Genomic DNA, 26,756 nt, shown 5'->3' with positions numbered 1-26,756 from the left:
GAGTTTTTGTTATTTAAATCAGGAAATTGAAGTACGCAGTAACATCATCGGGAGGCTTTATGTCTGTTAAAAAGCTCGATGATGGTCGATATGAAGTGGACGTCAGACCTGCAGGGCGCAACGGAAAGCGCATCCGCAGGAAGTTCGATAAGAAAAGTGAAGCTATCGCTTTTGAAAAATATACTCAGTACAACCATCACAACAAAGATTGGTTGGCTAAACCGACAGATAAGCGGCATCTGTCAGAATTAACAAAAGTCTGGTGGGATTTGAAGGGCAAGCATGAGACTCATGGTCGAGATTATCTAGGAAAAATTGAGTTATTCACAAGGATTACAAGTGACCCATGCGCATTTCAGATTACTAAATCATTGATTAGCCAGTACGGCACGGTGCGCCGTTCTCAGGGCATCAAACCATCGAGCATCAACCGCGATTTGACTTGCCTTAGCGGAATGTTTACCTCGTTGATAGATGCAGAGCTATTTTTCGGTGAACACCCTTTCAGAGGTGTTAAGCGACTGAAAGAGGACAAACCTGAAACTGGCTACCTCACGCAAGAGGAGATCGCTGATCTACTGTCGAAAGTCGATGGGGATAATAAGAAAATAGCGATTCTTTGTCTTAGCACCGGCGCGAGATGGAGTGAGGCTGCAAAATTGAAAGCTGAAAACATCATCCAAAATCGCGTCACGTTCGTTAAGACAAAAACCAACAAACCGCGAACCGTTCCGATATCCGAGGAGCTGGCAACAATGATCACATCAGGAAAGCGTGGCTATCTGTTCACGAACGCTAACTATCCTGCATTCAGACGATTAATGAAAGAGTTGAAACCGGACTTGCCACCGGGTCAGGCGACGCACGCATTGCGTCACAGCTTTGCCACTCACTTTATGATTAACGGAGGCAGCATTATCACGCTTCAACGGATACTCGGGCACTCACGAATTGAGCAGACAATGACCTATGCACATTTCGCCCCTGAGTACCTGCAGGACGCGGTAACGCTTAATCCTTTACGCGGTGGCACTGATGCTCTGAGTGTCCACACAATGTCCACGCTTGAATGATTTATAGTGGCTTTCAGTGGTCTTGCGTGCCGCGCAAACCCGCATTGCACCGCTGAAAGCCCCTGTTGTAGGGGTATAAAAACGCCCTTACGCAGGCTTATTTTTTGCCTGCCGTTTAAACTCTCCGAATCTCCCCTAAGTCAAATCTTTACTTTCAGGCGAAAAAAAACCGGGCATTACGCCCGGCTCATTAGGTGATTAAAGATTAATGTGCCGCTTCTGGCTTGTGCTTTTGCGCACTCTGGAAGCCATAGGTCAGCTCATTTTTCTCTTTATCCAGCTCAACGGTCACCTGACCGCCATCCACCAGCGAACCGAACAGCAGTTCGTTAGCCAATGGTTTTTTCAGGTTATCCTGGACAACACGCGTCATTGGACGTGCGCCCATTGCGCGGTCATAGCCTTTCTCTGCCAGCCAGTCACGTGCTTCCTGACTCACTTCAAGAGAGACACCTTTCTGATCCAGCTGAACCTGAAGCTCGACGATAAACTTATCAACAACCTGATGAATCACCTCGGTAGAGAGATGATCGAACCAGATAATGTTGTCGAGACGGTTACGGAATTCCGGCGTAAACACTTTTTTGATTTCGCCCATCGCATCAGTACTGTTGTCCTGATGAATCAACCCAATCGATTTACGCTCAGTTTCACGTACACCAGCGTTGGTGGTCATGACCAGCACCACGTTGCGAAAATCCGCTTTACGCCCGTTATTGTCGGTCAGCGTGCCGTTATCCATCACCTGCAGCAACAGGTTAAAGACATCCGGGTGCGCTTTTTCGATTTCATCCAGCAGCAGTACCGCATGCGGATGCTTAATAACAGCATCAGTCAGCAAACCGCCCTGGTCAAAACCGACATATCCTGGAGGCGCACCAATCAGACGGCTGACCGTGTGGCGTTCCATATACTCGGACATATCAAAACGCAGCAGTTCAATGCCGAGGGCTTTGGAGAGCTGCACCGTGACTTCGGTCTTACCGACACCAGTTGGTCCAGCAAACAGGAACGAACCGACCGGCTTATGCTCATGTCCCAGACCGGCACGGCTCATTTTGATCGCTTCAGTCAGCGCCTCAATGGCTTTATCCTGTCCGAATACCAGCATTTTCAGACGGTTGCCCAAGTTTTTCAGCGTGTCGCGATCGCTCTGCGATACGCTCTTCTCCGGGATCCGCGCAATGCGGGCCACTACGGACTCAATATCCGCCACGTTGACGGTTTTCTTGCGCTTGCTGACCGGCATCAGACGCGCACGTGCGCCCGCCTCATCAATCACGTCAATCGCTTTATCCGGCAGATGACGATCGTTAATGTATTTCACCGCCAGTTCGACCGCTGCACGCACCGCTTTGGCGGTATAGCGGACGTCATGGTGGGCTTCGTATTTCGGCTTCAGACCATTGATTATCTGCACGGTCTCTTCTACCGATGGCTCAGTGACATCGATTTTCTGGAAACGGCGCGCTAACGCGCGGTCCTTTTCAAAGATATTGCTGAATTCCTGATAGGTTGTGGAGCCTATCACACGGATCTTACCACTGGAGAGCAACGGCTTGATCAGGTTAGCCGCATCCACCTGGCCGCCCGATGCCGCACCCGCGCCAATAATGGTATGGATCTCATCGATAAACAGAATGCTGTTAGTATCCTGTTCCAGCTGTTTCAGCAGCGCCTTAAAGCGTTTCTCAAAATCACCGCGATATTTGGTGCCAGCCAACAGCGAGCCGATATCCAGGGAGTAAAGGGTACAATCAGCCATGATTTCAGGCACATCACCCTGGACGATACGCCAGGCGAGGCCTTCGGCAATGGCGGTTTTACCGACACCAGACTCTCCCACCAACAGCGGGTTGTTTTTTCTGCGACGGCACAGTACCTGAATGGCGCGCTCCAGCTCTTTGTCCCGGCCAATGAGCGGATCAATTCCGCCCACTCGGGCAAGCTGGTTAAGGTTAGTCGTGAAGTTCTCCATACGGTCCTCCCCGCCAGCTTGCTCTTCGTTATTTGGCTGATTCCCAGAGTCAGAAGACTGGCTGGGTTCATCTTTACGCGTGCCATGAGAGATAAAATTCACCACATCAAGACGACTTACTTCATGCTTACGCAGCAGATAAGCCGCCTGAGATTCCTGCTCGCTGAAGATAGCAACCAGCACATTTGCGCCGGTAACTTCATTGCGTCCGGAGGACTGAACATGAAAGACCGCACGTTGCAGTACACGTTGAAAACTCAACGTCGGCTGCGTGTCGCGCTCTTCCTCACTGGCAGGCAATACAGGTGTGGTCTGTTCAATGAAGGCTTCGAGTTCCTGACGGAGCGCCACCAGATCCACAGAACACGCTTCCAGCGCTTCGCGGGCCGACGGGTTACTGAGCAACGCCAGTAACAAGTGCTCGACGGTCATAAACTCATGTCGGTGCTCGCGCGCTCTGGCGAAAGCCATGTTTAAACTGAGTTCCAGTTCTTGATTGAGCATAGGCACCTCCCCCAATGTTTATGCCTGCATTCAGGCTTTTTCCAGCGTACACAGCAACGGATGCTCGTTCTCCCTTGCATATTTGTTCACCATCGCTACTTTGGTTTCAGCCACTTCGGCAGTAAACACGCCGCAAATCGCTTTGCCTTGATAGTGAACTGCAAGCATCAGTTGCGTTGCACGTTCTACATCATAAGAAAAGAATTTTTGTAACACGTCAATAACAAACTCCATCGGAGTGTAATCATCATTGACTAATATCACTTTATACATAGATGGCGGTTTTAGCGCGTCGCGCAATTTGTCTTCCGCCAGCAGATCGAAATCCAGCCAGTCGTTCGTCTTACCCATTGTCAGTCGTCATCTTCAGTTACGGTTTCCGGCAGAAAATCTTGCCGCTGACAAGCAGCCTATGCGCACAATCAATCTACCTCAAGTATTAGATAACTATCATCTATTAGTGCCATCCGCGACATCTGTCACATAACCGACAATAGCGTTAACTGCTTCAAATTTTGATGCATTTTTACCCTATTCTGTCTGCCTGGCGCTTGACGCCCCGCCTGATTTCTCTAAATTGTAGTTTCGAGAGTTGGCGAGGTTTTGAACAGCCCCCACTCCGCCACCGGTTCATTCCATCTTACTTATATAAGATTTACGAAGGATGTCGAAGTATGGAAACGGGTACTGTTAAGTGGTTCAACAACGCCAAAGGGTTTGGTTTCATTTGCCCCGAAGGCGGCGGCGAAGATATTTTCGCCCATTATTCCACCATTCAGATGGATGGTTACAGAACGCTAAAAGCCGGACAGTCTGTCCAGTTTGATGTCCACCAGGGGCCAAAAGGCAATCATGCCAGTGTCATCGTGCCTGTCATTGAAGCAGAAGCTGTCGCATAGCTCTTCTGTCTCATTGTGTACATCCCGCAGTCAAAATGCCAGCCTTTGCGGCTGGCATTTTTATCTCTGTGGCATTATTCCCGCGCCAGAGCATCTACTGGATCCAGACGTGCCGCATTCCGCGCCGGTAGCCAGCCAAACAACACCCCGGTTGCAGTCGAACACAGGAACGCCGTCAACAGCGCGACGGGTGAGAATCCAATTTCCCAGCCCGGCAGGAATAGCTGAAGTGTAAAGGCGATCAGCATCGACAGGCTAATGCCCAACGCGCCGCCAACCAGACACACTAACACCGCTTCAATTAAGAACTGTTGCAGCACCTCACTGGCACGCGCGCCAACCGCCATACGAATGCCAATCTCACGCGTTCGTTCGGTTACCGAAACCAGCATAATATTCATCACGCCAATCCCACCAACCACCAGCGAAATCACCGCCACCAGCGTCAGGAAGAGTTGTAATGTACGTGTGGTCTTTTCAGCGGTTTTCAAGACACCGTCCATATTCCAGGTGAAGAAATCCTTCTTACCGTGGCGCAACGTCAACAGTCGGGTCAGTTGCTGTTCGGCCCGGGCACTGTCAAAACCATCCTTTACTCGCACAGTGATCGAGTTCAGCCACGACTGCCCCATAATTCGTCCGGACATGGTGCTGTAGGGCAGCCAGACCCGCAGGATCTTGCTACTGCCGAACATCGACTGTTTCTCTTCTGCAACACCAATTACCGTGGCCGGCATATTTCCCACCAGCACGACTTCGCCGACAACTTTCGCTTTATTGGGGAACAACTGGCGCCGGGTATTACTGTCGAGCACCACCACCTGAGCGCGCCCCGCCAGTTGCTCGGCGTTAAAGGTGGTCCCTTCGCTAAATGTCATGCCATAGACGTTGAAATAGTCGCCGCTCACGCCGTTAGCACTGGCAGCAACGTCGATATTGCCATAGCGTAACCGCAGGTTCTTCGATACTGCAGGTGTTACCGAACTGACCCAGGGCTGCTTCTGTAGCGCCGTCAAATCGTCATACTTCAATGCCTGTTGATATTGCGGATCGTCGTCGCCGAAATCTTTGCCAGGATAGATATCAATGGTGTTAGTACCAATAGCGCGAATATCTGCCAGTACCAGTTGTTTAGCCGCATCGCCTACCACCACGATCGACACCACCGAAGCAATACCGATGATGATCCCAAGCATGGTGAGTAGCGTTCGCATCTTATTTGCGGCCATTGCCAGCCAGGCCATGGTAAGCGCTTCACGAAAACCGCTGACAAACTGACTCCAGCCGGATGCCGTTTTCACCGTTGGCTCCGCGATATCGCGTCCGCCAGAAGGTTTCTGTGGCGGCGGATTGCGCACAATCTCGCCGTCACGAATTTCAATGACCCGCTCGGCCTGTGCGGCAACCTGCGGGTCGTGCGTGACGATAATTACCGTGTGTCCGCGATCGCGCAGCTGATGCAAAATTGCCATTACTTCTTCGCCGGAATGGCTATCCAGCGCGCCAGTGGGTTCGTCGGCAAGAATAACCTGTCCCCCGTTCATCAGCGCACGCGCAATACTTACCCGCTGCTGCTGACCACCGGAAAGTTGAGAAGGTTGATAGTCAACCCTGTCGCCCAGACCCAGCCGCTGGAGTAATTCCTGCGCACGCGCCAGGCGCTGCTTACGCTCGGTGCCAGCGTAGACAGCAGGCACCTCGACATTTTGCGCCGCGGTTAAATGTGACAGCAAATGATAGCGCTGGAAGATAAAGCCGAAATGCTCACGGCGCAGCTGTGCCAGCGCATCGCTATCCAGCGTGGAAACATCCCGCCCGGCAACCCGGTACGTACCGCTGGTAGGTTTGTCCAGACAGCCGAGAATGTTCATCAGCGTCGATTTACCCGAACCCGACGCCCCGACAATCGCCACCATTTCCCCGGCCTGAATGCTCAAGGATACGTCCTTCAACACCTCAACCAGGCCTTCACCTGAGGGATAGCTGCGGCGGATATGGCTCAGTTCAAGCAATGCTGTCATTTTGCAGCTCCAGCGTTGCCCTCGCCGGTAATGACTTCATCACCCTCTTCCAGCCCTTTCACGATCTCCACATCGGTGTCATTCCGCGCGCCGATAACCACTTCACGTTCGCGGGTTTCGCCGTTACGCAGTAGCCTGACGTTATAGCGGTTGTTACCAATAGGATCGCCCAGTGCCGACAGCGGGATCGTCAGAACATTTTTGACATCAGTGAGCTGGATATGGACCTGCGCGGTCATATCCAGACGCAGGATCCCTTTCGGATTGGGAACTTCGAAGCGGGCATAGTAGAAAATCGCATCATTCACTTTCTCTGGCGTCGGAAGAACATCTTTGAGCGTGCCTTCGTAGCGCGTCTGCGGATCGCCCAGTACGGTAAACCAGGCTTTTTGCCCAGGTTGCAGGTGAATTACATCAGCCTCAGAAACCTGCGCTTTTACCAGCATGGTGCTCATATCCGCCAGCGTCAGAATATTAGGTGCTTGCTGGGCGGCAATAACGGTTTGCCCTTGCAGGGTAGTAATTTGCGTTACTTCGCCTGCCATTGGCGCGACAATGCGGGTGTAATCAAGGTTGGTTTTTGCCGTATCGAGAGAAGCCTGATTACGTTTAATTTGCGCGTCAATTGTGCCAATTTGCGCCTGTTTGACCGCCATTTCGGTGGCCGCCGTGTCGAGATCCTGCTGTGAAACGGCCTGGGTTTTTGCCAGCTGTTGCTGACGGGAAAGCGTCACCCGCGCCAGTTTCCACTCAGCTTCTGCCTGTAAACGCTGGGCGCGCAATTCCATTAGCGTCGCTTCAACCTCTTTGATTTGGTTTTGCGCCTGTTCAGGATCGATTACGCCGAGCAACTGATCTTTTTTGACTTTATCGCCAATCGCGACCGACAGCGTTTTTAACTGCCCGCTGACCTGCGCCCCGACGTCAACTTTACGCAGCGCATCCAGTTTACCGGTAGCCAGCACGCTTTGCTGCAGATCGCCCGGACGAACAATTAATGTTTGATACTGAGGTAAAGGCGCATTAAGCGTTCGCCAAAGTGCAATTACCGCCACAATAAGGATGATGGCGAACAGAAAATAGCGTTTTTTGATTTTTCCCTTGAGCTTCATAAATGCCCCAATTCCCCCAATACGTCCACCAGAGTGGAGTGCTAAACATCAACGTTAAATAAATCGCCGTTGAAAAGCGCAAGAATAACAGAGTTATTGATGAATGGTTAAGATCCGCTGTGCTGAAATTAGTACCAGGGTATCAATCGGATTTATATTATGAGTCAACTAACTGAAAGCACTTTTCTTTCCACCAAACCCGTCACCAGCTTTGGTCTTTTTTACAGCCTGAGCAGCGGCCATTTACGTCCCGCACATTGCTGGGATAAGCGGAGCTTTCGTCGTAAGTTTATCTGGCGCTCACTCTTGATACCTCGCCTCACCCAGGAATGGATGACAGAACTGTCCCAATGGCCGGATCTTGAAAACCTGCTATCCCACCAACCCCGACTGCCGGTGCGTTTGCATCGTCCTTACCTTGCCGCAAACTTCACCCGTAAAATGCGTTTAGACGCGGTGCGTTTTCATTATAATGTTATCCGCCATGCATTTTTACCCGCAGAATTTAACGCCTTATTAAGCAATGACGGCTTACAGCTGGCGCAAATTGAAGGCAAAGATGGCGATATATTTACCGTAACCATGATGATGTTCCCGGTGCTGGATAAAGAGGGAGAGAGCACTATTCAGGTGCAAAATGGCGACGGCGACGTGCTGACTAAAATGACGTTTACGTTCTGCGAATATAATGGCAAAAGTACATTATTTATTGGCGGTGTGCAGGGCAATGCACAACTTCCTCACGAAGCAATCCAAAAAGCGACCAAGTCCTGTCACGGGATATTCCCAAAACGTATTGTAATGGAAGCCATTTGCCGGTTAGCAGAACGATTGAATATCGATAATGTTATGGCAGTCAGCAATGAACAGCATATCTTTCGCAGCCAACGCTACCACGATAAAAATAAGGTAATTCATTCCGACTACAACGCATTTTGGGAATCGGTTGGCGGCGAGTGCGACAGACACGGGTACTATCATATTCCGCGCACGCTGGCGCGAAAAAGCGAGGCGGATATTGCCAGCAAAAAACGCGCAGAATACCGCCGCCGCTATCAGCTAATGGACAGCATCCATTCGCAGCTGTCGTCGATGTTTCACCACTAATCCGCTCTACCGCGTGCCAGCCACAGCACGCGGGAAAACATTTTTCGCAGCAGCGTTGGCACTGCGTCAACGCCGCGCCGCCCGGCTTCCATCGCTACCTCAATGGCTAAATCCGGTTTTGACGAACGATGTATCGCCTTGGAGATAATTTTGCGCATGTTCATGGGCACGTTCTCCGGGATTTGCGCCACCCGGTGAAAGACGTCAGCAAACCCCTGGCGATACATAAAGTGTTCCATATCCAGCGCGGGGAGCATGGTCAAATGCTCACGCTCTTCCTCTCTGTCGTCATTCAATAAGCTACGTACCGTGGCCGCATACTTTTTTCCGGCCTCATCGCCATCGACCAGCACATGCCACTCGATACCCATCCGGCGGGCGAATTTAACCAGCGGCTTAAGGCCGGACTGGGCGAATTCAATAACTTTAATCCCTTCTGCATCAAAGTGATGTCCGCACTGACGGGCCAGTTCGTTAATAACCCAGGTTTCCGTTTCGCCTTCTACCAGCAACCAGCAGCGGGCAAACAACGATGACGCACGATTAAAACGAATATGAAATGCGATTCGCCGACCATCTTCTGCACTGATCCCACCCGGCCCCAGCCGCCAGGCGGCGACGCGGGATGATTCACGAACCAGACGAACAACATGTTCCACGGGCGTAAGGGACAACAGCTCACCGGAGTTGGTTGTCGCCACTCGCTGCAGAGGCAGTAAATTCAACAAGTGCCAGGCCACCGACAGCATGATGGGATGTAAACGCGTTTCCGGATCTTCCACCAGCAATAAAGGTCGGGCGTCTTTATCCAGCCTCAGCGTGCCTTTGGCCTGCAACAGGGTCGAAAACAGGCCCAACAGAATAACCCGGTGCGTACGTCCGCCGGGTTTATCAATCATGCGGTTAATAATGTCCAGATAGCGCCAGCTCCGTTGTTCGTTATTGGAGCGACGGCGCATCAGACGGTAACGGGACTGGCCAGCCCCCTGCTCGGAAAAATAGTGCTCCAACAACTGCACCATGGCCGATAACCCCTGGCGGATCTGCCCGTCGGTCAGGTTTTGCGGTCGGGTAGCCAGCTCACGCGCCAGAAAATCCAGTTGGCGGGCGGTGACTTCGACGTCCGCCGAATCCGGCACAGTACCGTTGCGGATCCGGCGCATAAATCGCGCGTCGCGCAGACGCAGTACCGGCATCAGGCGTACAAGATGCCGCGCCTGATCGTTAATGTCATCGAGAGGTAATGGATGGCCGTCGCCGTCAAGAAAACTGCGCAAGGTCAGAACGCTACCGTCATCCGCACACTCGCCTTCCAGACGATAAAAAATGCGGTGATAGCCATCCTGGCACGGCGTCCAGCTGGCTTCCAGAGGACGATAGCGACGTACCCGGTGACGACCCGGCTGGGATTCACGAAACGTCAGGATAATGTGCAGGTGGTGTTCCCGGCCCTGTATATCGCCCGGCGGGAACCAGAAATCCTCGCGGACAAAATGATACAAGTCTGGCTCCGGCGACAGCAGCAGGGTTAAGGCATCCAGCAGACTGGATTTACCCCACGCGTTCTCCCCAATCAGCACGTTGCTCTGCTCCAGCATCAACGACAGACGGTTAATACCACGAAATCCAACAATCTCAACGCGTTCGAGAATCATATAGCCTCCGGAAATGCTAACTTTTTCCTTCAAGTTATCAGGAGTATAACGGCAAGCGGGTGCTCAGGACACCCGATATCAATCTGGCGTGAATCGCAAAAGCAAAAAAAATAAGAATATTCTTCTTATGTTTTCTCCTGAATATAATTTCAGAACTTAATCATCGTCCTTTCGCTAGTTGGACTATGCTTCATTCATCCAAGATTCAAAAAGGAATCGCAACATATTGCCTTAAATCAAATTTTTTCATCAATTTAACTGGCGAAGGGATGATATTTTTTTCTAAAATACCCGCTCTTTCATCATCGTCCCTTTTAGCGATGAATTACCGGGCAAGGAATACGAACCCGGAACTTTTAATTGAGGTGGTTATGTTCAGGAAATTAGCAGCTGAATTCTTCGGTACGTTTTGGCTCGTTTTTGGTGGGTGCGGTAGTGCAGTGCTGGCAGCCGCATTCCCGGAATTGGGAATTGGATTTGCCGGTGTCGCGCTGGCATTCGGCCTGACCGTATTAACCATGGCATTCGCCGTGGGTCATATTTCAGGTGGGCATTTTAACCCGGCGGTAACCTTCGGTTTATGGGCTGGCGGTCGTTTCCCGGCAAAAGATGTTATTGGTTACGTTATTGCTCAGGTTGTAGGCGGTATTGTTGCAGCAGCGGCGCTGTATCTTATTGCCAGCGGTAAAGCAGGTTTTGATGCAACGGCCAGTGGTTTTGCTTCAAACGGCTTTGGTGAACATTCACCAGGCGGTTATTCCATGCTTTCTGCCGTCGTCATTGAAATTATTCTGACCGCAGGCTTCTTATTAGTGATCCACGGCGCGACCGATAAACATGCTCCGGCAGGTTTTGCACCTATCGCAATTGGTCTGGCGTTAACTCTGATCCACTTGATCAGTATTCCAGTCACCAACACCTCCGTAAACCCGGCACGTAGTACCGCAGTAGCCATTTTCCAGGGCGGCTGGGCATTGCAACAATTGTGGTTCTTCTGGGTTATGCCGATTATCGGTGGGGTACTCGGCGGCCTTATTTACCGCACTCTGCTGGAAAAACGCGATTAATCGCTAACAAAAAAGGCCTGGCGTAAGTCAGGTCTTTTTTATCCTCTCTATATTTCCTTTTATTTGCAACTTTACTCCCCTCTTTGCTTTGAGTAGTGTGTGCTAGCGCATTTCGTCTTACTTCTCAGCAAGGATCTGGTTTTCATGTTTTCAGGGCTGTTAATCATTCTGGTTCCCCTTATTGTGGGCTACCTTATTCCGCTCCGGCACAGGACTGCATTACAACTTATCAATCGCCTGTTGAGCTGGATCGTCTACCTTATTCTCTTTTTTATGGGTATTAGCCTGGCGTTTCTGGATAATCTCGCCAGCAACCTGTTAGCTATTCTTCATTATTCTGCAGTCAGCGTGACGGTCATTATACTGTGTAATATTGCGGCGCTGTTCTGGCTGGAGCGTTCGCTGCCCTGGAGACACAACCACAAGCAAGAAAAGCTCCCCTCGCGAATTGCAATGGCGCTTGAGTCGCTCCAGCTTTGCGGCGTCGTCGTCATCGGTTTCCTGCTCGGCCTCACTGGGCTTTCCATTCTGCAGCATGCCACCGAAGCCAGCGAATATACGTTAATCTTTTTACTGTTCCTGGTGGGGATCCAGCTGCGCAACAGCGGTATGACCTTAAAGCAAATTGTGCTGAACCGTCGGGGGATGATCGTAGCCGTCGTCGTCGTCGCCAGTTCGATGCTGGCGGGGGTTATCAATGCATTGATCCTCGGTCTGCCGCTGAAAACCGCGCTGGCGATGGCATCAGGTTTTGGCTGGTATTCCCTGTCCGGTATTCTGTTGACCGAATCGTTCGGACCCGTAATTGGTAGTGCCGCCTTCTTTAACGACCTGGCCCGTGAACTGATCGCCATTATGTTGATTCCAGGAATGGTGGGCCGCAGCCGCTCTACCGCGCTGGGATTATGCGGGGCGACATCAATGGATTTCACCCTGCCCGTTTTACAACGCAGCGGCGGCCTGGAAATGGTCCCGGCAGCCATCGTCCACGGCTTTATTTTGAGTCTGTTAGTGCCTCTGCTGATGGCGTTTTTCTCCGCCTGACGCCCGGGCAAATACCTCTCTGGCGGTAGTCAGCTACCGCCAAAATTGCGCTAAATCAATCTCCCTGCAAGTAGTAGCAGAAATCCCTTTTATCCCTACGCGCACAGGCATAATCTTAAACATGTATATTAAATATAACTTTAAAAGGTGTGACCATGTTTTGTGTGCAATGTGAACAAACCATCCGTACTCCGGCAGGAAACGGCTGCTCTTACGCGCAGGGTATGTGCGGTAAAACGGCTGAAACCTCCGATTTGCAGGATCTGCTGATTGCTTCCCTACAAGGTCTGTCTGCATGGGCTGTTAAAGCACGTGAATACGGCATCATCGACCATGAGGTTGATAACTTTGCGCCGCGTGCGTTCTTCTCCACGCTGACTAACGTAAACTTCGATTCCCCGCGTATTGTTGGCTATGCCCGTGAAGCTATCGCCATGCGCGACGCCCTGAAAGCACAATGCCTGAACATCGACGCGAACGCAGCTGTCACCAACCCGATGGCCGATCTGCAACTGGTCAGCGACGATCTGGGAGACCTGCAACGTCAGGCCGCTGAATTCACCCCGAATAAAGACAAAGCGACCATCGGCGATAATATCCTCGGCCTGCGTCTGCTGTGTCTGTACGGCCTGAAAGGTGCGGCAGCTTACATGGAGCACGCCCACGTCCTTGGTCAGTACGACAACGATATCTATGCTCAGTACCACAAAATCATGGCGTGGCTGGGTACCTGGCCTTCCGATATGAACGCTCTTCTGGAGTGTTCAATGGAAATCGGCCAGATGAACTTCAAAGTGATGAGCATTCTGGACGCCGGTGAAACCACTAAATACGGTCACCCGACCCCGACTCAGGTCAACGTAAAAGCAACCGAAGGTAAGTGCATCCTGATCTCCGGTCACGACCTGAAAGATTTGTACAACCTGCTTGAGCAGACTGAAGGCACCGGTGTTAACGTTTATACCCACGGTGAAATGCTGCCAGCACACGGCTATCCGGAACTGCGTAAGTTCAAACACCTAATCGGTAACTACGGCAGCGGCTGGCAGAACCAGCAGGTTGAATTCGCCCGCTTCCCTGGCCCAATCGTGATGACTTCTAACTGCATCATCGACCCAACCGTTGGCGCCTACGACGACCGTATCTGGACCCGTAGCATCGTCGGCTGGCCGGGCGTGAGCCACCTTGAAGGTGACGATTTCGGTCCGGTTATCGCACAGGCGCAGCAGATGGCTGGCTTCCCGTACAGTGAAATTCCGCACCTGATCACCGTAGGTTTCGGTCGTCAGACCCTGCTGGGCGCTGCTGATACCCTGATCGACCTGGTGAGCCGCGAAAAACTGCGTCACATCTTCCTGGTTGGCGGTTGTGACGGCGCACGTGGTGAACGTAACTACTTCACCGACTTCGCCACCAGCGTACCAGACGACTGCCTGATTCTGACCCTTGCTTGCGGTAAATACCGTTTCAACAAACTGGAATTCGGCGATATCGAAGGTCTGCCGCGTCTGGTCGATGCCGGTCAGTGTAACGATGCCTACTCTGCCATTATCCTGGCGGTCACCCTGGCAGAGAAACTGGGCTGTGGCGTGAACGATCTGCCGCTGTCTCTGGTGCTCTCCTGGTTCGAACAGAAAGCGATTGTTATTCTGCTGACCCTGCTGTCTCTGGGCGTGAAAAACATCGTCACTGGCCCGACTGCGCCTGGTTTCTTCACACCGGATTTGCTGGCAGTTCTCAACGAGAAATTTGGTCTGCGTTCCGTGACCACCGTTGAAGAAGACATGAAGCAACTGCTGAGCGCGTAAGGAGTAAAGAATGACAATGCCAACTCATCAGTGCCCATGGCGGATGCAGGTTCACCACATCCATCAGGAAACGCCGGATGTATGGACAATTTCGTTGCTGTGCCACGATTATTATCCTTACCGCGCCGGGCAGTATGCACTGGTCAGCGTACGTAATTCAGCGGATACGCTGCGTGCTTACACCATTTCCTCAACACCGGGCGTTAGCGAGTACATTACGTTGACCATCCGCCGGATTGACGATGGCGCAGGTTCACAGTGGCTAACCCGCGACGTGAAGCGCGGCGACTATATCTGGCTGTCCGATGCCATGGGTGAGTTCACCTGTGAAGATAAAGCGGAAGACAAGTTCCTGATGCTGGCCGCAGGCTGTGGCGTTACGCCAATCATGTCAATGCGTCGCTGGTTGGCAAAGTACCGCCCGCAAGCGGATGTACAGGTAATCTTTAACGTTCGCTCGCCGCAAGATGTCATTTTTGCCGACGAGTGGCGTGAATATCCGGTGACATTAGTTGCTGAAAACAATGCCACCGAAGGTTTTGTTTCCGGCCGACTGACTACCGAACTGCTGAAAAGCGTACCGGATCTGACCTCGCGTACCGTGATGACCTGTGGCCCGGCACCGTATATGGATCTGGTCGAGAAAGAAGTCAAAGCACTGGGTGTGACGCGCTTTTTTAAAGAGCAGTTCTTCACACCTGTTGCCGAAGCCGCCACCAGTGGTCTGAAGTTTACCAAGCTACAGCCGGCGAAAGAGTTCTATGCGCCGGTGGGCAGTACGCTGCTGGAAGCGCTGGAAAGCAACAAGGTTCCGGTTGTCGCCGCATGCCGTGCAGGCGTTTGCGGCTGCTGCAAAACCAAAGTGGTTGACGGTAACTACACGGTCAGCAGCACCATGACGCTGACCGACGCAGAAATCGCTGAAGGTTATGTGCTGGCCTGTTCCTGCCATCCGCAGGGTGATTTAGTGCTGGCGTAATTGGCCGGTATCTGATGTGCAAAAGGCTGCCTGGCTGTACCGGGTGGCCTTTTTTTATGCTCTCAGGCGCTGCAAAATTCTGATATTTTCACTCTACCCGGCAAAATACCTCCTTCCCCCCGTGAATTATCGACCACACTTACCCTTCGCAGATTAAGCATAATCCCCGACTACCACGTCGAACTTTCTACAAGGATCCCCATGAAAAAAGTGGCCATTGTCGGCGTCGGCCCCACCGGGATTTATACGTTTCATGCCCTGGTTGAGCGCGGTGAACCGCTGGAAATAGAGCTTTATGAGCAAGCTGAAGAGGCGGGCGTTGGCATGCCTTATAACAGCGACAACAACGCAGACTTCATGCTGGCAAATATAGCCAGCATAGAGATCCCACCGATTTATATCAGTTATCTGACGTGGCTACAGAATCAAAGTGATGACTATCTGGCGCAGTTTCGGATTGAACGTAATTCTTTGCATGAACGGCAATTTTTGCCCCGCGTGCTCCTCGGTGACTATTATCGCGATCGTTTATTCGCTATCGTCGAGAAAGCGCGAGGCTCAGGCTTCACGATTAGCATAAACGAATTAAGCAAAGTCACCGACCTGCAAGCGACCCCGAATGGGGTCTCTCTGTGGATCAATCATGCTTTACAGCCTGTCGATGTGGACTTCGCCGCTATCGCCACCGGTCATCTGTGGCCTGAAACGGATGTACAGACACGGAAGTTTTTCCCCAGCCCGTGGACCGGTCTGATGGACGTCCAGATTAGCGCTTGCCGGGTAGGAATTCTCGGCACCTCGCTCAGCGCGATTGACGCAGCGATGGCCGTGGCCTGCCAACACGGTGCCTTCACCACCGGGGCTGATAACGCACTCCAGTTTATCTGTAAATCCGACAGCCAAAGCCTGAAGCTGACCCTAATGTCGCGCAACGGTGTGCTGCCTGAAGCGGATTTTTACTGCCCTCTGCCCTATGAATCGTTGAATATCGCAACGCCTGAAGCAATTGAAGACGTCATTGTCCATGGGCAAAAAGGATTACTGGACCGCATTTTCCGGATTATTGTACAACAACTGCAAGATGCAGCCCCGCAATGGAGCCAAGAGATAGCACTTGAGACGCTCAACGCCGATACATTCCCCGAGGCCTACTTTGCCGACAGGCTTGAGCACGATCCTTTTGAATGGGCGAAGCGCAACCTGATTGAAGTTGAACGCAACAAACAGGAACAGCGTACCGTCGCGTGGCGCTATACCCTGCTGCGGCTACACGAGGTAATCGAAGAGATCGTCCCACATCTTGATCCGCCTGATGAAAAGCGCTTTAAGCAAGGACTGGCGCGCGTGTTTATCGATAATTATGCGGCAATCCCGTCTGAATCAGTCCGCCGACTGCTGGCGCTGCACGACGCCGGGCTGATTGAGATCCTCACACTTGGTGCGGATTATGAGCGTACGAATGAGCAGGAAATGACGGTAATTTACCACCACGGTCGACGCAGCGAATTCGATGTGTTTATTGACGCCCGAGGGCAACGGGCATTGCAGAGCAAAGATATCCCTTTCCCAACGCTACGCCATCAACTGCTGGCCTGTGGCGATGAGATCCCGGACATCGGCGAAGATTACACGCTGCAAGCGCCGGAAAACGCCCGCAATCGCATCGCTTTTGGCGGGCTGCCGTGGTTGATGCACGATCGTCCGTTTATTCAGGGACTGGTTGTCAGTGCTGAAATAGGCGCCGCGATGGCAAGGGCATTGACGCAGCGAGCGCTGAGACGTCGGCACAAACTATGGAACAGTGATGACATATAGATTAGCGACAGATTGAACGACGAGGCGGGCAAACCGTTAGCGCCCCCCGCCTCGGTATTGACTCTCAAATGGTAACTATCGCCAGGCAGAATTTCCTGCAACGGAGTAACGCCCCGCCCCCAAAAACGCCACGGCCAGCGCACCGATGAAGAAATACACCAGACTTTCAATCGCCCATGCACCGGTTTTATCCAGTGTCCAGGTTTCGCCCATCCCGACCATCAGCCATGCCACAACCATCGTAAACGCCAGCCCCAACGCTGCCGGACGCGTCAGGATGCCTAGAATAATCAGACACGGCGCTACAACCTCTCCCAGCAGAACGCCGTACGCAATAAAGCCTGGGAAACCTTTCGCTATCAACATACCGCTGATGCCATCAATACCAGCAAACAGTTTATGCAGCCCATGAAACAGCATCAGCCCACCGACGGCAAGGCGTAACAAAAACTTGCCAAAATCTTCGTGAGTCAGTACCCGGTTAACTGTATTTAATAGTTTTATAACCATTTGAATTTATTCCTTGTTTCACCATGTCCAATAACAAACTACGCTTAATACAGATTAAATGAAACCTGCCGGAAATAAGGGGTAATGAGAAGCATAACGATTATCTTCATCTAAACTTGTAACCGGTATCACATTAGAGGAGAAGGAAAACCATGAAACAAACGGTTGCCGCTTTTATTGCTAAAACACTCGAACAAGCTGGCGTTAAACGTATTTGGGGTGTGACGGGAGACTCGCTCAATGGCCTTAGTGACAGTCTGAATCGTATGGGCACGATTGACTGGATGCCAACCCGCCATGAAGAGGTTGCCGCTTTTGCCGCAGGCGCAGAAGCCCAACTGACCGGTGAGCTGGCCGTCTGTGCCGGCTCATGTGGACCGGGAAACCTGCACCTGATTAACGGCCTGTTTGATTGCCACCGCAACCACGTTCCGGTACTGGCAATCGCCGCGCATATTCCATCCAGTGAGATAGGCAGTGGTTATTTTCAGGAGACCCACCCGCAGGAGTTGTTCCGTGAATGTAGCCACTATTGCGAGCTGGTCTCCAGCCCTGAGCAGATCCCCCAGGTGCTGGCTATAGCTATGCGTAAAGCGGTGCTCAACCGTGGCGTCTCCGTGGTGGTATTACCCGGCGACGTGGCGCTGAAGCCCGCCCCTGAAAGCGCCACCACGCACTGGTATCATGCGCCGCTCCCGGTAGTCACCCCGGAAGTGGAAGAGCTGAGAAAACTGGCGCAACTGCTGCGCTACTCCAGCAACATCGCCCTGATGTGCGGCAGCGGCTGCGCCGGTGCGCATAAAGAGCTGGTTGAGTTTGCGGCTAAAATCAAAGCCCCGATCGTGCACGCTCTGCGCGGGAAAGAGCATGTTGAGTACGATAACCCCTATGACGTGGGTATGACCGGGCTGATTGGCTTTTCATCCGGCTTCCATACCATGATGAATGCCGACACGCTGATCCTGCTCGGTACCCAGTTCCCCTATCGCCCGTTCTACCCCACCGACGCCAAAATTATTCAGATTGATATCAATCCGGCGAGTATTGGCGCGCACAGTAAAGTTGATATGGCGCTGGTAGGCGATATTAAATCCACGTTACGCGCCCTACTACCTTTGGTGGAAGAGAAAACCGAGCGGCAGTTCCTGGACAAAGCACTGGAGCACTACCGCGAGGCGCGCAAAGGGCTGGATGATTTAGCCAAACCCAGCGATAAAGCCATTCACCCGCAATATCTGGCGCAACAGATCAGCCACTTTGCCGCTGACGATGCCATCTTTACCTGCGACGTTGGCACGCCAACGGTGTGGGCAGCACGCTATCTGAAAATGAACGGCAAACGTCGCCTGCTCGGATCGTTTAACCACGGGTCGATGGCTAATGCCATGCCGCAGGCACTCGGCGCACAAGCGACCGAACCAGGACGTCAGGTTGTGGCAATGTGCGGTGACGGCGGCTTTAGCATGCTGATGGGCGATTTTCTGTCGGTGGTACAAATGAAGTTACCGGTGAAGATTATTGTCTTCAACAACAGCGTGCTGGGATTTGTGGCGATGGAGATGAAAGCTGGTGGTTATCTGACTGACGGCACCGAACTGCACGACACGAATTTCGCGCGGATTGCCGAGGCCTGTGGCATCACGGGCATTCGCGTGGAGAAATCTTCAGAGGTTGATGAGGCGCTGCAAAGGGCGATGTCAATTGACGGCCCGGTGCTGGTCGATGTGGTGGTGGCGAAAGAAGAGCTGGCGATCCCGCCGCAGATCAAACTCGAACAAGCCAAAGGTTTTAGCCTGTATATGCTGCGCGCAATCATCAGCGGACGCGGTGATGAAGTGATCGAACTGGCGAAAACTAACTGGCTCAGGTAAAACATCCTTATTAAACCACACACAAAATCATTCATGATGCATCAAGGCGGCAAGCCCGAAAATCCCCAGGAGCATAGGAATACTATGTGACTGGGGTTTGAGGGTGCAGCCAACGCCGAGGCAGCTTGAAGGATGAAGTGTAATAAGGAGATACCATGATTGATTTACGCAGTGATACCGTCACCCGACCCAGTCGCGCCATGCTCGAAGAGATGATGGCCGCCCCGGTCGGGGACGACGTCTACGGTGATGATCCTACCGTTAATGCCCTCCAGCAATACGCGGCCGAACTTTCTGGCAAAGAAGCTGCCATTTTCTTACCTACTGGCACTCAGGCGAACCTGGTTGCACTGCTCAGCCATTGTCAGCGCGGCGAAGAGTATATCGCCGGTCAGGGCGCGCATAACTATCTCTACGAAGCGGGTGGCGCAGCGGTGCTCGGCAGCATTCAACCGCAACCCATCGATGCCGCGCCGGATGGCTCCCTGCCGCTGGACAAAGTGGCAGCAAAAATCAAAGCAGACGATATCCATTTTGCCCGCACCCGTCTGCTCAGTCTGGAAAACACGCATAACGGCAAAGTGCTGCCGCGCGAGTATCTGAAAGAGGCCTGGGAATTCACCCGGGAGCGCAATCTTGCCCTGCACGTCGACGGCGCGCGTATTTTTAACGCCGTCGTCGCCTATGGCTGTGAGCTTAAAGATGTCACGCAATACTGCGACTCGTTCACCATTTGTCTTTCCAAAGGTCTGGGAACGCCGGTAGGCTCGCTGCTGGTCGGCAGCCACGAGTACATCAAGCGTGCCATTCGCTGGCGCAAAATGACCGGCGGCGGAATGCGCCAGGCGGGTATTTTGGCGGCGGCCGGACTGTATGCGCTGAAAAATAACGTGGCGCGTTTGCAGGAAGACCATGACAACGCTGCCTGGATGGCGGAGCAACTGCGCGAAGCAGGGGCGGACGTCATGCGCCACGACACCAACATGCTGTTTGTTCGCGTTGGCGAAGAGCGCGCGGCCGCGCTGGGTGAATATATGAAAGCGCAGGGTGTGCTGATTAACGCCTCCCCGATTGTGCGCCTGGTGATGCATCTGGACGTATCACGTGAACAACTTGCTGAAGTCGTCGCCCACTGGCGCGCTTTTTTAACCCAATAAGGAGATGGGCGTGCCGCAACGGATTTTGGTTCTTGGCGCCAGTGGCTACATTGGTCAGCATTTGGTACAGGCGCTCAGTCAGCAAGGGCATCAGGTGTTGGCTGCGGCACGTCGCATTGAACGACTGGAAAAGCAGCAACTGGCCAACGTCAGTTGCCATAAGGTCGATTTGAATTGGCCAGATAACCTCCCCCCGCTGCTGGCGGGTGTTGATACGGTTTATTACCTGGTCCATGGCATGGGTGAAGGCGGTGATTTTATCGCCCACGAACGTCAGGTGGCGATGAACGTCCGCGATGCACTGCGTAATACACCAATCAAACAGCTTATTTTCCTGAGCTCATTACAGGCTCCCCGGCATGAACAATCCGATCATCTGCGTGCGCGACAGATAACCGCAGATACTCTGCGTGAATCAGGCGTGCCAATGACGGAATTGCGTGCGGGCATTATCGTGGGGGCAGGTTCCGCTGCCTTTGAAGTGATGCGCGACATGGTCTACAACCTGCCGGTACTCACCCCTCCGCGCTGGGTGCGCTCACGAACCACACCCATCGCGCTGGAGAATTTGATGTACTACCTGGTGGCGTTGTTGGATCATCCCACGCAACATCACCGCGTACTCGAAGCAGCCGGCCCGCAGGTGTTGAGCTATCAGGAACAGTTCGAGCATTTTATGGCGGTCAGCGGTAAACATCGCCTGCTCATCCCCATCCCCTTCCCTACCCGCTGGATTTCGGTCTGGTTTTTAAACGTCATTACGTCAGTGCCGCCAACCACGGCCAAAGCGCTGATCCAGGGCTTAAAACACGACCTGCTGGCCGATGACACCGAACTACGTGCGCTGATCCCGCAAAAGCTGATTGCCTTTGATGACGCGGTGCGCAGTACGTTGAAGGAAGAAGAAAAGCTGGTCAACTCCAGCGACTGGGGTTACGACGCACAGGCGTTTGCCCGCTGGCGTCCAGAATATGGCTATTTCGCCAAACAAGCTGGCTTTAGCGTTGAAACCTCCGCCAGTAAAAAAGCACTGTGGCAGGTAGTGAATCGACTCGGCGGCAAAGAAGGCTATTTCTTTGGCAATATTCTATGGAAGACACGCGCGGCGTTGGACCTGCTGGTCGGCCATAAGCTGGCAAAAGGTCGTCCCGAACACCCACTATTGCAAGTTGGCGACACCGTTGATAGCTGGAAAGTCATCATCGTTGAGCCGGAGAAACAGCTGACGCTGCTGTTTGGGATGAAAGCGCCGGGATTGGGTCGCCTGAGCTTCACACTGGAAGATAAAGGCGATCATCGACGCATTGATGTACGCGCCTGGTGGCATCCGCACGGTATGCCAGGCCTCTTCTACTGGCTGTTGATGATCCCCGCCCACTTGTTCATTTTCAGGGGGATGGCGAAGCGAATAGCCAAACTTGCAGAACAAATCACAGACTAATGATAAAAAGAGCCTGTATTCTTTCATGTTTCCCATTGCATACAGGCGTATTTCACGGAAGAATGCGCACGACGTTTTTTAAACACAGTGGATTGATATGAAGGTACTGGTTACCGGAGCCACCAGCGGCTTGGGCCGAAACGCGGTTGAGTTTTTATGCAGCAAAGGCGTCAGTGTCAGAGCCACCGGTCGCAACGAAGCGATGGGCAAGCTGCTGGAGAAAATGGGCGCAGAGTTTGTGCATGCGGATTTGACCGAGCTGGTTTCTTCGCAAGCAAAAGTGATGCTTGCCGGCATCGACACGCTGTGGCACTGCTCCAGTTTTACCTCACCGTGGGGAACTCAGGAAGCCTTCGATCTGGCCAACGTTCGCGCAACTCGCCGTCTGGGCGAGTGGGCCGTGGCCTGGGGCGTTCGCAACTTCATTCATATCTCCTCGCCGTCGCTCTATTTTGATTATCACCACCATCGCGATATCAAAGAGGACTTTCGCCCGCACCGCTTCGCCAATGAATTTGCCCGCAGCAAAGCAGCTGGTGAAGACGTGATCGCGTTGCTGGCGCAGGCCAACCCGCAGACGCGTTTTACGGTATTGCGTCCGCAAAGCCTGTTCGGACCACACGATAAGGTCTTTATCCCGCGCCTGGCCCATATGATGTACCACTATGGCAGCATCCTGTTGCCGCACGGCGGAAGTGCGCTGGTAGATATGACCTACTACGAAAATGCAGTGCACGCGATGTGGCTGGCAAGTCAGCAAGCCTGCGATAAGCTGCCGTCAGGTCGCGCGTACAACATTACCAACGGCGAGCATCGCACTCTGCGCAGCATTGTGCAGAAGCTCATCGACGAGCTGAATATTGATTGTCGGATCCGCTCCGTTCCCTACCCGATGCTGGACATGATTGCCCGCAGCATGGAGCGTTTAGGCAATAAATCGGCAAAAGAGCCAAAGCTGACGCATTACGGCGTCTCGAAGCTAAATTTTGATTTTACGCTGGATACTACCCGCGCTCAGGAAGAGTTGGGTTATCAGCCCATTGTGACGCTGGATGCAGGGATTGAACGTACCGCGGCCTGGCTGCGCGACCACGGTAAGCTGCCGCGTTAACCATTGCCGGATGGCGGCGCAAGCGCCTTATCCGGCCTACAAAATCCAGCCTAAATTAGCCGTAGGCCTGATAAGCGAAGCACCATCAGGCATTGGTATTCTGCGTTAACCCTGCCCGTATTTTTCCAGTAACGCTTCGGCAATCGCCTGAGTTTCTGCATCCGCCACGCCGTTCCACAGCGTCGGGCGGAAGTGCATCTGGAAGGCCATAATCACCCGCTGCTGTTCGCGCGGCGTCATATCAGATTTTATCTCATAGCCGTAACGCGACAGCAGATCGAGTAAAGATTCGGTTGCTACCGGCGTATGAGGCGCTCGCCCGGCAAGATAAAATGCTACGCGCTGAGTGTCCGGCCACGCGCCAATTCCCTGTTCGGCCAGCACTTTCCATGGGAAAAGCGGTCCAGGATCGTCCTTACGTTGCGGCGCGATGTCCGCATGGGCTACCACGTTCTGCGGTTTTATGTCGTAGCGGGCGATAATATCTTTCGCCAATGGGATCAGCGCCTGAATCTGCGCGGGTTCAAACGGCGCAAAATATTTTATCCCTGCCGATTTTTGCCAGCCGCGGTTTTCCAGCTCAATGCCAATTGAGGTATCGTTAATACGCGTAGCGCCACGCCAGAAGCTAATCCCCGCATGCCAGGCCAGATCTTTTTCCGGCACCAGTTGCCAGATACGCGGTTTGCCGTGGTAGAGCGGCGGCACAGCCGGGATCAAATAATGCGAGCTGACGTTTTTATCGGTCAGCGTAGCCAGAGAAGAGTCAAAATCATCGGCCGTGTAATGGATAACCAGCACTTTAATGCGTGGATAAGCAGCCTGTGCCTGACGGCGGGTATCTAACTGATACCCGTCTTTGTCGACAATCCCTTTTTCGCCAGCACATCCCACCAGCAACAGCGTAAATGCCAGCAGACACAACAGACGCTTCATCGGCGAGTTTTCACCGCGGTACCGCTGACGCTCACCATCAGCATACTGCCGTCTTTGCCCACGGTTTCGTAATCAATATCAATACCGACCACCGCATCAGCACCCAGCGCTTTGGCCTGTTCGCCCAGCTCCTGGAAAGCAATTTCACGCGCTTTACGCAGCTCTTTTTCATACGCGCCGGAGCGACCGCCGACAATATCGCGAATGCCGGCGAAAAAATCGCGGAAGATATTCGCGCCTAAAATGGCTTCGCCAGTCACAACACCGCAGTATTTCACGATGCTCTGCCCTTCCAGCGTAGGGGTAGTCGAAAACTGCATGGTTAATCTCCTTTTTGCGCTAAGAGCACGATCTCAAAAGCATTATCGAACCGATCCACTATCATTGAAAGGATATATTCTATCAACGTAGAACACTAATAGTAGAAAGCTAATAAGGAAATCATTATGCGCTACTCGAAACTCTCTCTGCTGGTTCCATTTGCACTACTTCTCAGCGCCTGTACGACCGTGACGCCGGTCTATAAAGATAACGGCACGCGTAGCGGTTCATGCGTAGAAGGCGGGCCAGACAGCGTGGCTCAACAATTCTATGATTACCGTATTCAGCATCGAAACAATGATCTTACCCCACTTCGTCCATACCTTAGCGACAACCTGGCTAAACTGCTGACCGACGCCAGCCGCGATAATGCACACCGCGACCTGTTTAACAGCGATCCGTTCTCCAGTCGGGCTACGTTACCGGACAGTGCCAGCGTCGCCAGCGCATCGACTATTCCGAATAGTGATGCACGCAACATTCCGCTACGCGTAGAGCTGAAACAGGGTGACCAGAGCTGGCGTGATGAAGTGCTGATGATCCGCGAAGGCCAGTGCTGGGTCGTTGATGATGTACGCTATCTGGGCGGCAGCGTACACGCGCCAGCCGGGACGTTGCGCCAGTCTGTCGAAAACCGTTAATCGCGCCATTTACTCGCCCAAATCATAACCCCCATTAATTGTCTGGCATTCTGCATAGAATGCCGACAATTATTCTTGCCCACTGGTGGCCCCGCTATTTTGTGCTATGTTTAGAGAAGAATGCGGTTTGCATTTAACTTTTAACGCATAAATATTGCATAACTATTCTGTCAAAGGTAGTATCTGCGGCTTCAATAGCTATCAGACTGCCAGTATCGAGTGTCAATGAGTATTCAATTAAACGGCATTAACTGCTTCTACGGCGCACATCAGGCGCTGTTCGATATCACGCTGGATTGCCCTCAGGGTGAAACACTGGTGTTACTTGGCCCAAGTGGAGCCGGGAAAAGCTCGCTACTGCGCGTACTCAACCTGCTTGAGATGCCGCGCTCGGGCACGCTCTCTATTGCGGGTAACCGTTTCGACTTCACGAAAACCCCGTCAGATAAAGCCATTCGGGATCTGCGTCAAAACGTGGGCATGGTCTTCCAGCAATATAATCTTTGGCCGCATCTCACGGTGGTGCAGAACCTGATTGAAGCGCCCTGCCGCGTACTGGGGCTGACGAAAGAGCAAGCGATGGCGCGTGCCGAGAAACTGCTGGAACGACTGCGTCTGAAGCCGTACAGCGATCGCTATCCACTGCATCTGTCCGGCGGCCAGCAGCAGCGTGTGGCCATTGCCCGCGCGTTGATGATGGAACCACAGGTGCTGCTGTTTGATGAGCCTACCGCAGCGCTTGACCCGGAAATCACCGCCCAAATCGTCAGCATCATTCGTGAGCTGGCAGAAACCAATATTACTCAGGTGATCGTCACCCACGAAGTGGAAGTTGCTCGTAAAACGGCCAGTCGCGTGGTGTACATGGAAAACGGTCATATCGTCGAGTTTGGGGATGCGAGCTGCTTTGCCAACCCGCAAACCGAAGCGTTTAAAAACTATCTTTCTCACTAAGATTCGGGACAATACAATGAAAAAAGTTCTGATTGCCGCGCTAATCGCAGGTTTTAGCCTTTCCGCTACCGCAGCCCAAACCATTCGTTTCGCCACCGAAGCGTCTTATCCTCCGTTTGAATCGATCGATGCTAACAACAAGATCGTAGGGTTTGACGTTGATCTGGCGAATGCGCTGTGTAAAGAGATTGACGCTACCTGTACCTTCACCAATCAGGCCTTCGACAGCCTGATCCCGAGCCTGAAATTCCGTCGTTTTGACGCGGTGATGGCCGGTATGGACATCACGCCTGAGCGTGAAAAACAGGTTCTGTTCACCACCCCTTACTACGACAACTCTGCGCTGTTTGTTGGCCAACAGGGTAAATACACCAGCATTGATCAGCTGAAAGGCAAAAAAGTCGGCGTTCAAAACGGGACGACGCACCAGAAATTCATCATGGATAAACATCCGGAAGTGACTACCGTGCCGTATGACAGCTATCAGAATGCCAAACTCGATCTGCAAAACGGTCGTATTGACGGCGTCTTTGGTGATACCGCAGTAGTAACAGAGTGGCTGAAAGACAATCCAAAACTGGCCGCGGTTGGCGACAAAGTCACGGATAAAGATTACTTCGGTACTGGTCTGGGCATCGCTGTGCGCCAGGGCAATACCGAGCTGCAGCAGAAATTTAACGCTGCGCTGGAAAAAGTGAAGAAAGATGGGACTTACGAGACCATCTACAACAAATGGTTCCAGAAGTAATATT

23 protein-coding genes are annotated in these 26,756 nt (G+C 52.6%); 15 read left to right on the top strand and 8 right to left on the bottom strand.

Going from position 1 to position 26,756, the window contains the following annotated elements:
* Positions 1-59 precede the first annotated feature (59 nt).
* Complete coding sequence (locus SK33_RS08610; protein ID WP_047090189.1) at positions 60-1,073, top strand: phage integrase; 1,014 nt, start codon at positions 60-62, stop codon at positions 1,071-1,073.
* Positions 1,074-1,278: 205 nt separating this feature from the next.
* On the opposite strand, the gene clpA is transcribed toward SK33_RS08610, so the two are convergent.
* Positions 1,279-3,555: an ATP-dependent Clp protease ATP-binding subunit ClpA gene (gene clpA / locus SK33_RS08605; protein WP_048218204.1), complete on the bottom strand. Its 2,277-nt coding sequence runs from the start codon at positions 3,553-3,555 to the stop codon at positions 1,279-1,281.
* Positions 3,556-3,585: 30 nt separating this feature from the next.
* On the bottom strand, positions 3,586-3,906 hold the full coding sequence (gene clpS, locus SK33_RS08600) for an ATP-dependent Clp protease adapter ClpS (RefSeq protein WP_003036810.1): 321 nt from the start codon (positions 3,904-3,906) through the stop codon (positions 3,586-3,588).
* Between the two features lie 323 nt (positions 3,907-4,229).
* Between clpS and cspD the strand changes: the two genes are divergently transcribed.
* Positions 4,230-4,454 carry a cold shock-like protein CspD gene (cspD, locus tag SK33_RS08595; protein WP_003036813.1) on the top strand — a complete coding sequence of 75 codons (225 nt, stop codon included), beginning with the start codon at positions 4,230-4,232 and terminating at the stop codon, positions 4,452-4,454.
* A gap of 74 nt (positions 4,455-4,528) precedes the next feature.
* Here the strand turns inward: cspD and macB are convergent, their stop codons facing one another.
* Positions 4,529-6,475, bottom strand: a complete 1,947-nt coding sequence (gene macB / locus SK33_RS08590) for a macrolide ABC transporter ATP-binding protein/permease MacB (RefSeq protein WP_048218206.1) — start codon at positions 6,473-6,475, stop codon at positions 4,529-4,531.
* On the bottom strand, positions 6,472-7,587 hold the full coding sequence (gene macA / locus SK33_RS08585; RefSeq protein ID WP_003036818.1) for a macrolide transporter subunit MacA: 1,116 nt from the start codon (positions 7,585-7,587) through the stop codon (positions 6,472-6,474). The genes macB and macA overlap by 4 nt, the downstream gene beginning before the upstream one ends.
* A 159-nt stretch (positions 7,588-7,746) precedes the next feature.
* Here macA and SK33_RS08580 point away from each other — a divergent pair, with 159 nt between their 5' ends.
* Complete coding sequence (locus tag SK33_RS08580) at positions 7,747-8,694, top strand: VirK/YbjX family protein (RefSeq protein ID WP_048218208.1); 948 nt, start codon at positions 7,747-7,749, stop codon at positions 8,692-8,694.
* On the opposite strand, the gene SK33_RS08575 is transcribed toward SK33_RS08580, so the two are convergent.
* Positions 8,691-10,349 carry an ATP-dependent endonuclease gene (locus SK33_RS08575; protein ID WP_003036822.1) on the bottom strand — a complete coding sequence of 553 codons (1,659 nt, stop codon included), beginning with the start codon at positions 10,347-10,349 and terminating at the stop codon, positions 8,691-8,693. The genes SK33_RS08580 and SK33_RS08575 overlap by 4 nt on opposite strands.
* Positions 10,350-10,720: 371 nt before the next feature.
* Between SK33_RS08575 and aqpZ the strand changes: the two genes are divergently transcribed.
* The 5 genes from aqpZ to SK33_RS08550 all read left to right on the top strand — a co-directional run bounded on the left by aqpZ (position 10,721) and on the right by SK33_RS08550 (position 17,062).
* Positions 10,721-11,416, top strand: coding sequence for an aquaporin Z (gene aqpZ, locus SK33_RS08570; protein WP_003840208.1), 696 nt, complete (start codon positions 10,721-10,723; stop codon positions 11,414-11,416).
* Positions 11,417-11,560: 144 nt separating this feature from the next.
* On the top strand, positions 11,561-12,460 hold the full coding sequence (locus SK33_RS08565; RefSeq protein ID WP_003027250.1) for a lysine exporter LysO family protein: 900 nt from the start codon (positions 11,561-11,563) through the stop codon (positions 12,458-12,460).
* A 155-nt stretch (positions 12,461-12,615) separates the two neighbouring features.
* Positions 12,616-14,268 (top strand): hydroxylamine reductase, encoded by a 1,653-nt coding sequence (hcp, locus tag SK33_RS08560; protein WP_003840204.1) that lies wholly within the window; start codon positions 12,616-12,618, stop codon positions 14,266-14,268.
* Between the two features lie 10 nt (positions 14,269-14,278).
* A complete protein-coding gene (hcr, locus tag SK33_RS08555) occupies positions 14,279-15,247 on the top strand; it encodes an NADH oxidoreductase (RefSeq protein WP_003027256.1) in 969 nt (322 codons plus the stop codon).
* A gap of 201 nt (positions 15,248-15,448) precedes the next feature.
* A complete protein-coding gene (locus tag SK33_RS08550) occupies positions 15,449-17,062 on the top strand; it encodes an FAD-NAD(P)-binding protein (RefSeq protein WP_048218210.1) in 1,614 nt (537 codons plus the stop codon).
* A gap of 75 nt (positions 17,063-17,137) precedes the next feature.
* Here the strand turns inward: SK33_RS08550 and SK33_RS08545 are convergent, their stop codons facing one another.
* Positions 17,138-17,572, bottom strand: coding sequence for a DoxX family protein (locus SK33_RS08545; protein WP_003027261.1), 435 nt, complete (start codon positions 17,570-17,572; stop codon positions 17,138-17,140).
* 152 nt (positions 17,573-17,724) lie between these two features.
* Here SK33_RS08545 and poxB point away from each other — a divergent pair, with 152 nt between their 5' ends.
* The 4 genes from poxB (at position 17,725) to SK33_RS08525 (ending at position 23,152) form a co-directional block, all read left to right on the top strand.
* Positions 17,725-19,443, top strand: a complete 1,719-nt coding sequence (gene poxB / locus SK33_RS08540; RefSeq protein ID WP_048218212.1) for a ubiquinone-dependent pyruvate dehydrogenase — start codon at positions 17,725-17,727, stop codon at positions 19,441-19,443.
* A gap of 155 nt (positions 19,444-19,598) precedes the next feature.
* Entirely contained in the window at positions 19,599-20,600 is a 1,002-nt protein-coding gene (ltaE, locus tag SK33_RS08535; protein ID WP_048218216.1) for a low-specificity L-threonine aldolase, read from the top strand.
* 10 nt (positions 20,601-20,610) lie between these two features.
* Positions 20,611-22,041, top strand: a complete 1,431-nt coding sequence (locus SK33_RS08530; RefSeq protein WP_032950900.1) for an SDR family oxidoreductase — start codon at positions 20,611-20,613, stop codon at positions 22,039-22,041.
* Positions 22,042-22,138: 97 nt separating this feature from the next.
* On the top strand, positions 22,139-23,152 hold the full coding sequence (locus tag SK33_RS08525; protein WP_003840192.1) for an NAD-dependent epimerase/dehydratase family protein: 1,014 nt from the start codon (positions 22,139-22,141) through the stop codon (positions 23,150-23,152).
* 105 nt (positions 23,153-23,257) lie between these two features.
* Here the strand turns inward: SK33_RS08525 and SK33_RS08520 are convergent, their stop codons facing one another.
* Entirely contained in the window at positions 23,258-24,088 is an 831-nt protein-coding gene (locus tag SK33_RS08520) for an N-acetylmuramoyl-L-alanine amidase (RefSeq protein WP_003027275.1), read from the bottom strand.
* Positions 24,085-24,408 (bottom strand): heavy metal-binding domain-containing protein, encoded by a 324-nt coding sequence (locus SK33_RS08515; protein WP_048218217.1) that lies wholly within the window; start codon positions 24,406-24,408, stop codon positions 24,085-24,087. The genes SK33_RS08520 and SK33_RS08515 overlap by 4 nt, the downstream gene beginning before the upstream one ends.
* Before the next feature lie 126 nt (positions 24,409-24,534).
* Between SK33_RS08515 and SK33_RS08510 the strand changes: the two genes are divergently transcribed.
* The 3 genes from SK33_RS08510 (at position 24,535) to artI (ending at position 26,752) form a co-directional block, all read left to right on the top strand.
* Positions 24,535-25,050: a lipoprotein gene (locus tag SK33_RS08510; protein ID WP_003027292.1), complete on the top strand. Its 516-nt coding sequence runs from the start codon at positions 24,535-24,537 to the stop codon at positions 25,048-25,050.
* 225 nt (positions 25,051-25,275) lie between these two features.
* Positions 25,276-26,004 carry an arginine ABC transporter ATP-binding protein ArtP gene (gene artP, locus SK33_RS08505; protein ID WP_003027295.1) on the top strand — a complete coding sequence of 243 codons (729 nt, stop codon included), beginning with the start codon at positions 25,276-25,278 and terminating at the stop codon, positions 26,002-26,004.
* Positions 26,005-26,020: 16 nt separating this feature from the next.
* Positions 26,021-26,752 carry an arginine ABC transporter substrate-binding protein ArtI gene (gene artI / locus SK33_RS08500; protein ID WP_003027298.1) on the top strand — a complete coding sequence of 244 codons (732 nt, stop codon included), beginning with the start codon at positions 26,021-26,023 and terminating at the stop codon, positions 26,750-26,752.
* Positions 26,753-26,756: the final 4 nt, after the last annotated feature.

The sequence above is a fragment of the Citrobacter sp. MGH103 genome (genome assembly GCF_001034475.2).
GTDB classification, from domain to species: Bacteria; Pseudomonadota; Gammaproteobacteria; order Enterobacterales; family Enterobacteriaceae; genus Citrobacter; species Citrobacter freundii.
Note: the sequence above shows the minus strand (reverse complement) of the source record. Positions and strands in the feature narration are given on the sequence as shown.

What these genes read in the sequence shown, in the direction of transcription:
- cspD (WP_003036813.1), top strand. Translation starts at nt 4,230, where the DNA reads ATGGAAACGGGTACTGTTAAGTGGTTCAACAACGCCAAAGGGTTTGGT.
- hcr (WP_003027256.1), top strand. Translation starts at nt 14,279, where the DNA reads ATGACAATGCCAACTCATCAGTGCCCATGGCGGATGCAGGTTCACCAC.
- SK33_RS08510 (WP_003027292.1), top strand. Translation starts at nt 24,535, where the DNA reads ATGCGCTACTCGAAACTCTCTCTGCTGGTTCCATTTGCACTACTTCTC.
- SK33_RS08520 (WP_003027275.1), bottom strand. Translation starts at nt 24,088, where the DNA reads ATGAAGCGTCTGTTGTGTCTGCTGGCATTTACGCTGTTGCTGGTGGGA.
- hcp (WP_003840204.1), top strand. Translation starts at nt 12,616, where the DNA reads ATGTTTTGTGTGCAATGTGAACAAACCATCCGTACTCCGGCAGGAAAC.
- poxB (WP_048218212.1), top strand. Translation starts at nt 17,725, where the DNA reads ATGAAACAAACGGTTGCCGCTTTTATTGCTAAAACACTCGAACAAGCT.
- SK33_RS08515 (WP_048218217.1), bottom strand. Translation starts at nt 24,408, where the DNA reads ATGCAGTTTTCGACTACCCCTACGCTGGAAGGGCAGAGCATCGTGAAA.
- aqpZ (WP_003840208.1), top strand. Translation starts at nt 10,721, where the DNA reads ATGTTCAGGAAATTAGCAGCTGAATTCTTCGGTACGTTTTGGCTCGTT.
- clpA (WP_048218204.1), bottom strand. Translation starts at nt 3,555, where the DNA reads ATGCTCAATCAAGAACTGGAACTCAGTTTAAACATGGCTTTCGCCAGA.
- SK33_RS08565 (WP_003027250.1), top strand. Translation starts at nt 11,561, where the DNA reads ATGTTTTCAGGGCTGTTAATCATTCTGGTTCCCCTTATTGTGGGCTAC.
- clpS (WP_003036810.1), bottom strand. Translation starts at nt 3,906, where the DNA reads ATGGGTAAGACGAACGACTGGCTGGATTTCGATCTGCTGGCGGAAGAC.
- artI (WP_003027298.1), top strand. Translation starts at nt 26,021, where the DNA reads ATGAAAAAAGTTCTGATTGCCGCGCTAATCGCAGGTTTTAGCCTTTCC.
- artP (WP_003027295.1), top strand. Translation starts at nt 25,276, where the DNA reads ATGAGTATTCAATTAAACGGCATTAACTGCTTCTACGGCGCACATCAG.
- SK33_RS08525 (WP_003840192.1), top strand. Translation starts at nt 22,139, where the DNA reads ATGAAGGTACTGGTTACCGGAGCCACCAGCGGCTTGGGCCGAAACGCG.
- ltaE (WP_048218216.1), top strand. Translation starts at nt 19,599, where the DNA reads ATGATTGATTTACGCAGTGATACCGTCACCCGACCCAGTCGCGCCATG.
- macB (WP_048218206.1), bottom strand. Translation starts at nt 6,475, where the DNA reads ATGACAGCATTGCTTGAACTGAGCCATATCCGCCGCAGCTATCCCTCA.
- SK33_RS08545 (WP_003027261.1), bottom strand. Translation starts at nt 17,572, where the DNA reads ATGGTTATAAAACTATTAAATACAGTTAACCGGGTACTGACTCACGAA.
- SK33_RS08580 (WP_048218208.1), top strand. Translation starts at nt 7,747, where the DNA reads ATGAGTCAACTAACTGAAAGCACTTTTCTTTCCACCAAACCCGTCACC.
- SK33_RS08550 (WP_048218210.1), top strand. Translation starts at nt 15,449, where the DNA reads ATGAAAAAAGTGGCCATTGTCGGCGTCGGCCCCACCGGGATTTATACG.
- macA (WP_003036818.1), bottom strand. Translation starts at nt 7,587, where the DNA reads ATGAAGCTCAAGGGAAAAATCAAAAAACGCTATTTTCTGTTCGCCATC.
- SK33_RS08610 (WP_047090189.1), top strand. Translation starts at nt 60, where the DNA reads ATGTCTGTTAAAAAGCTCGATGATGGTCGATATGAAGTGGACGTCAGA.
- SK33_RS08575 (WP_003036822.1), bottom strand. Translation starts at nt 10,349, where the DNA reads ATGATTCTCGAACGCGTTGAGATTGTTGGATTTCGTGGTATTAACCGT.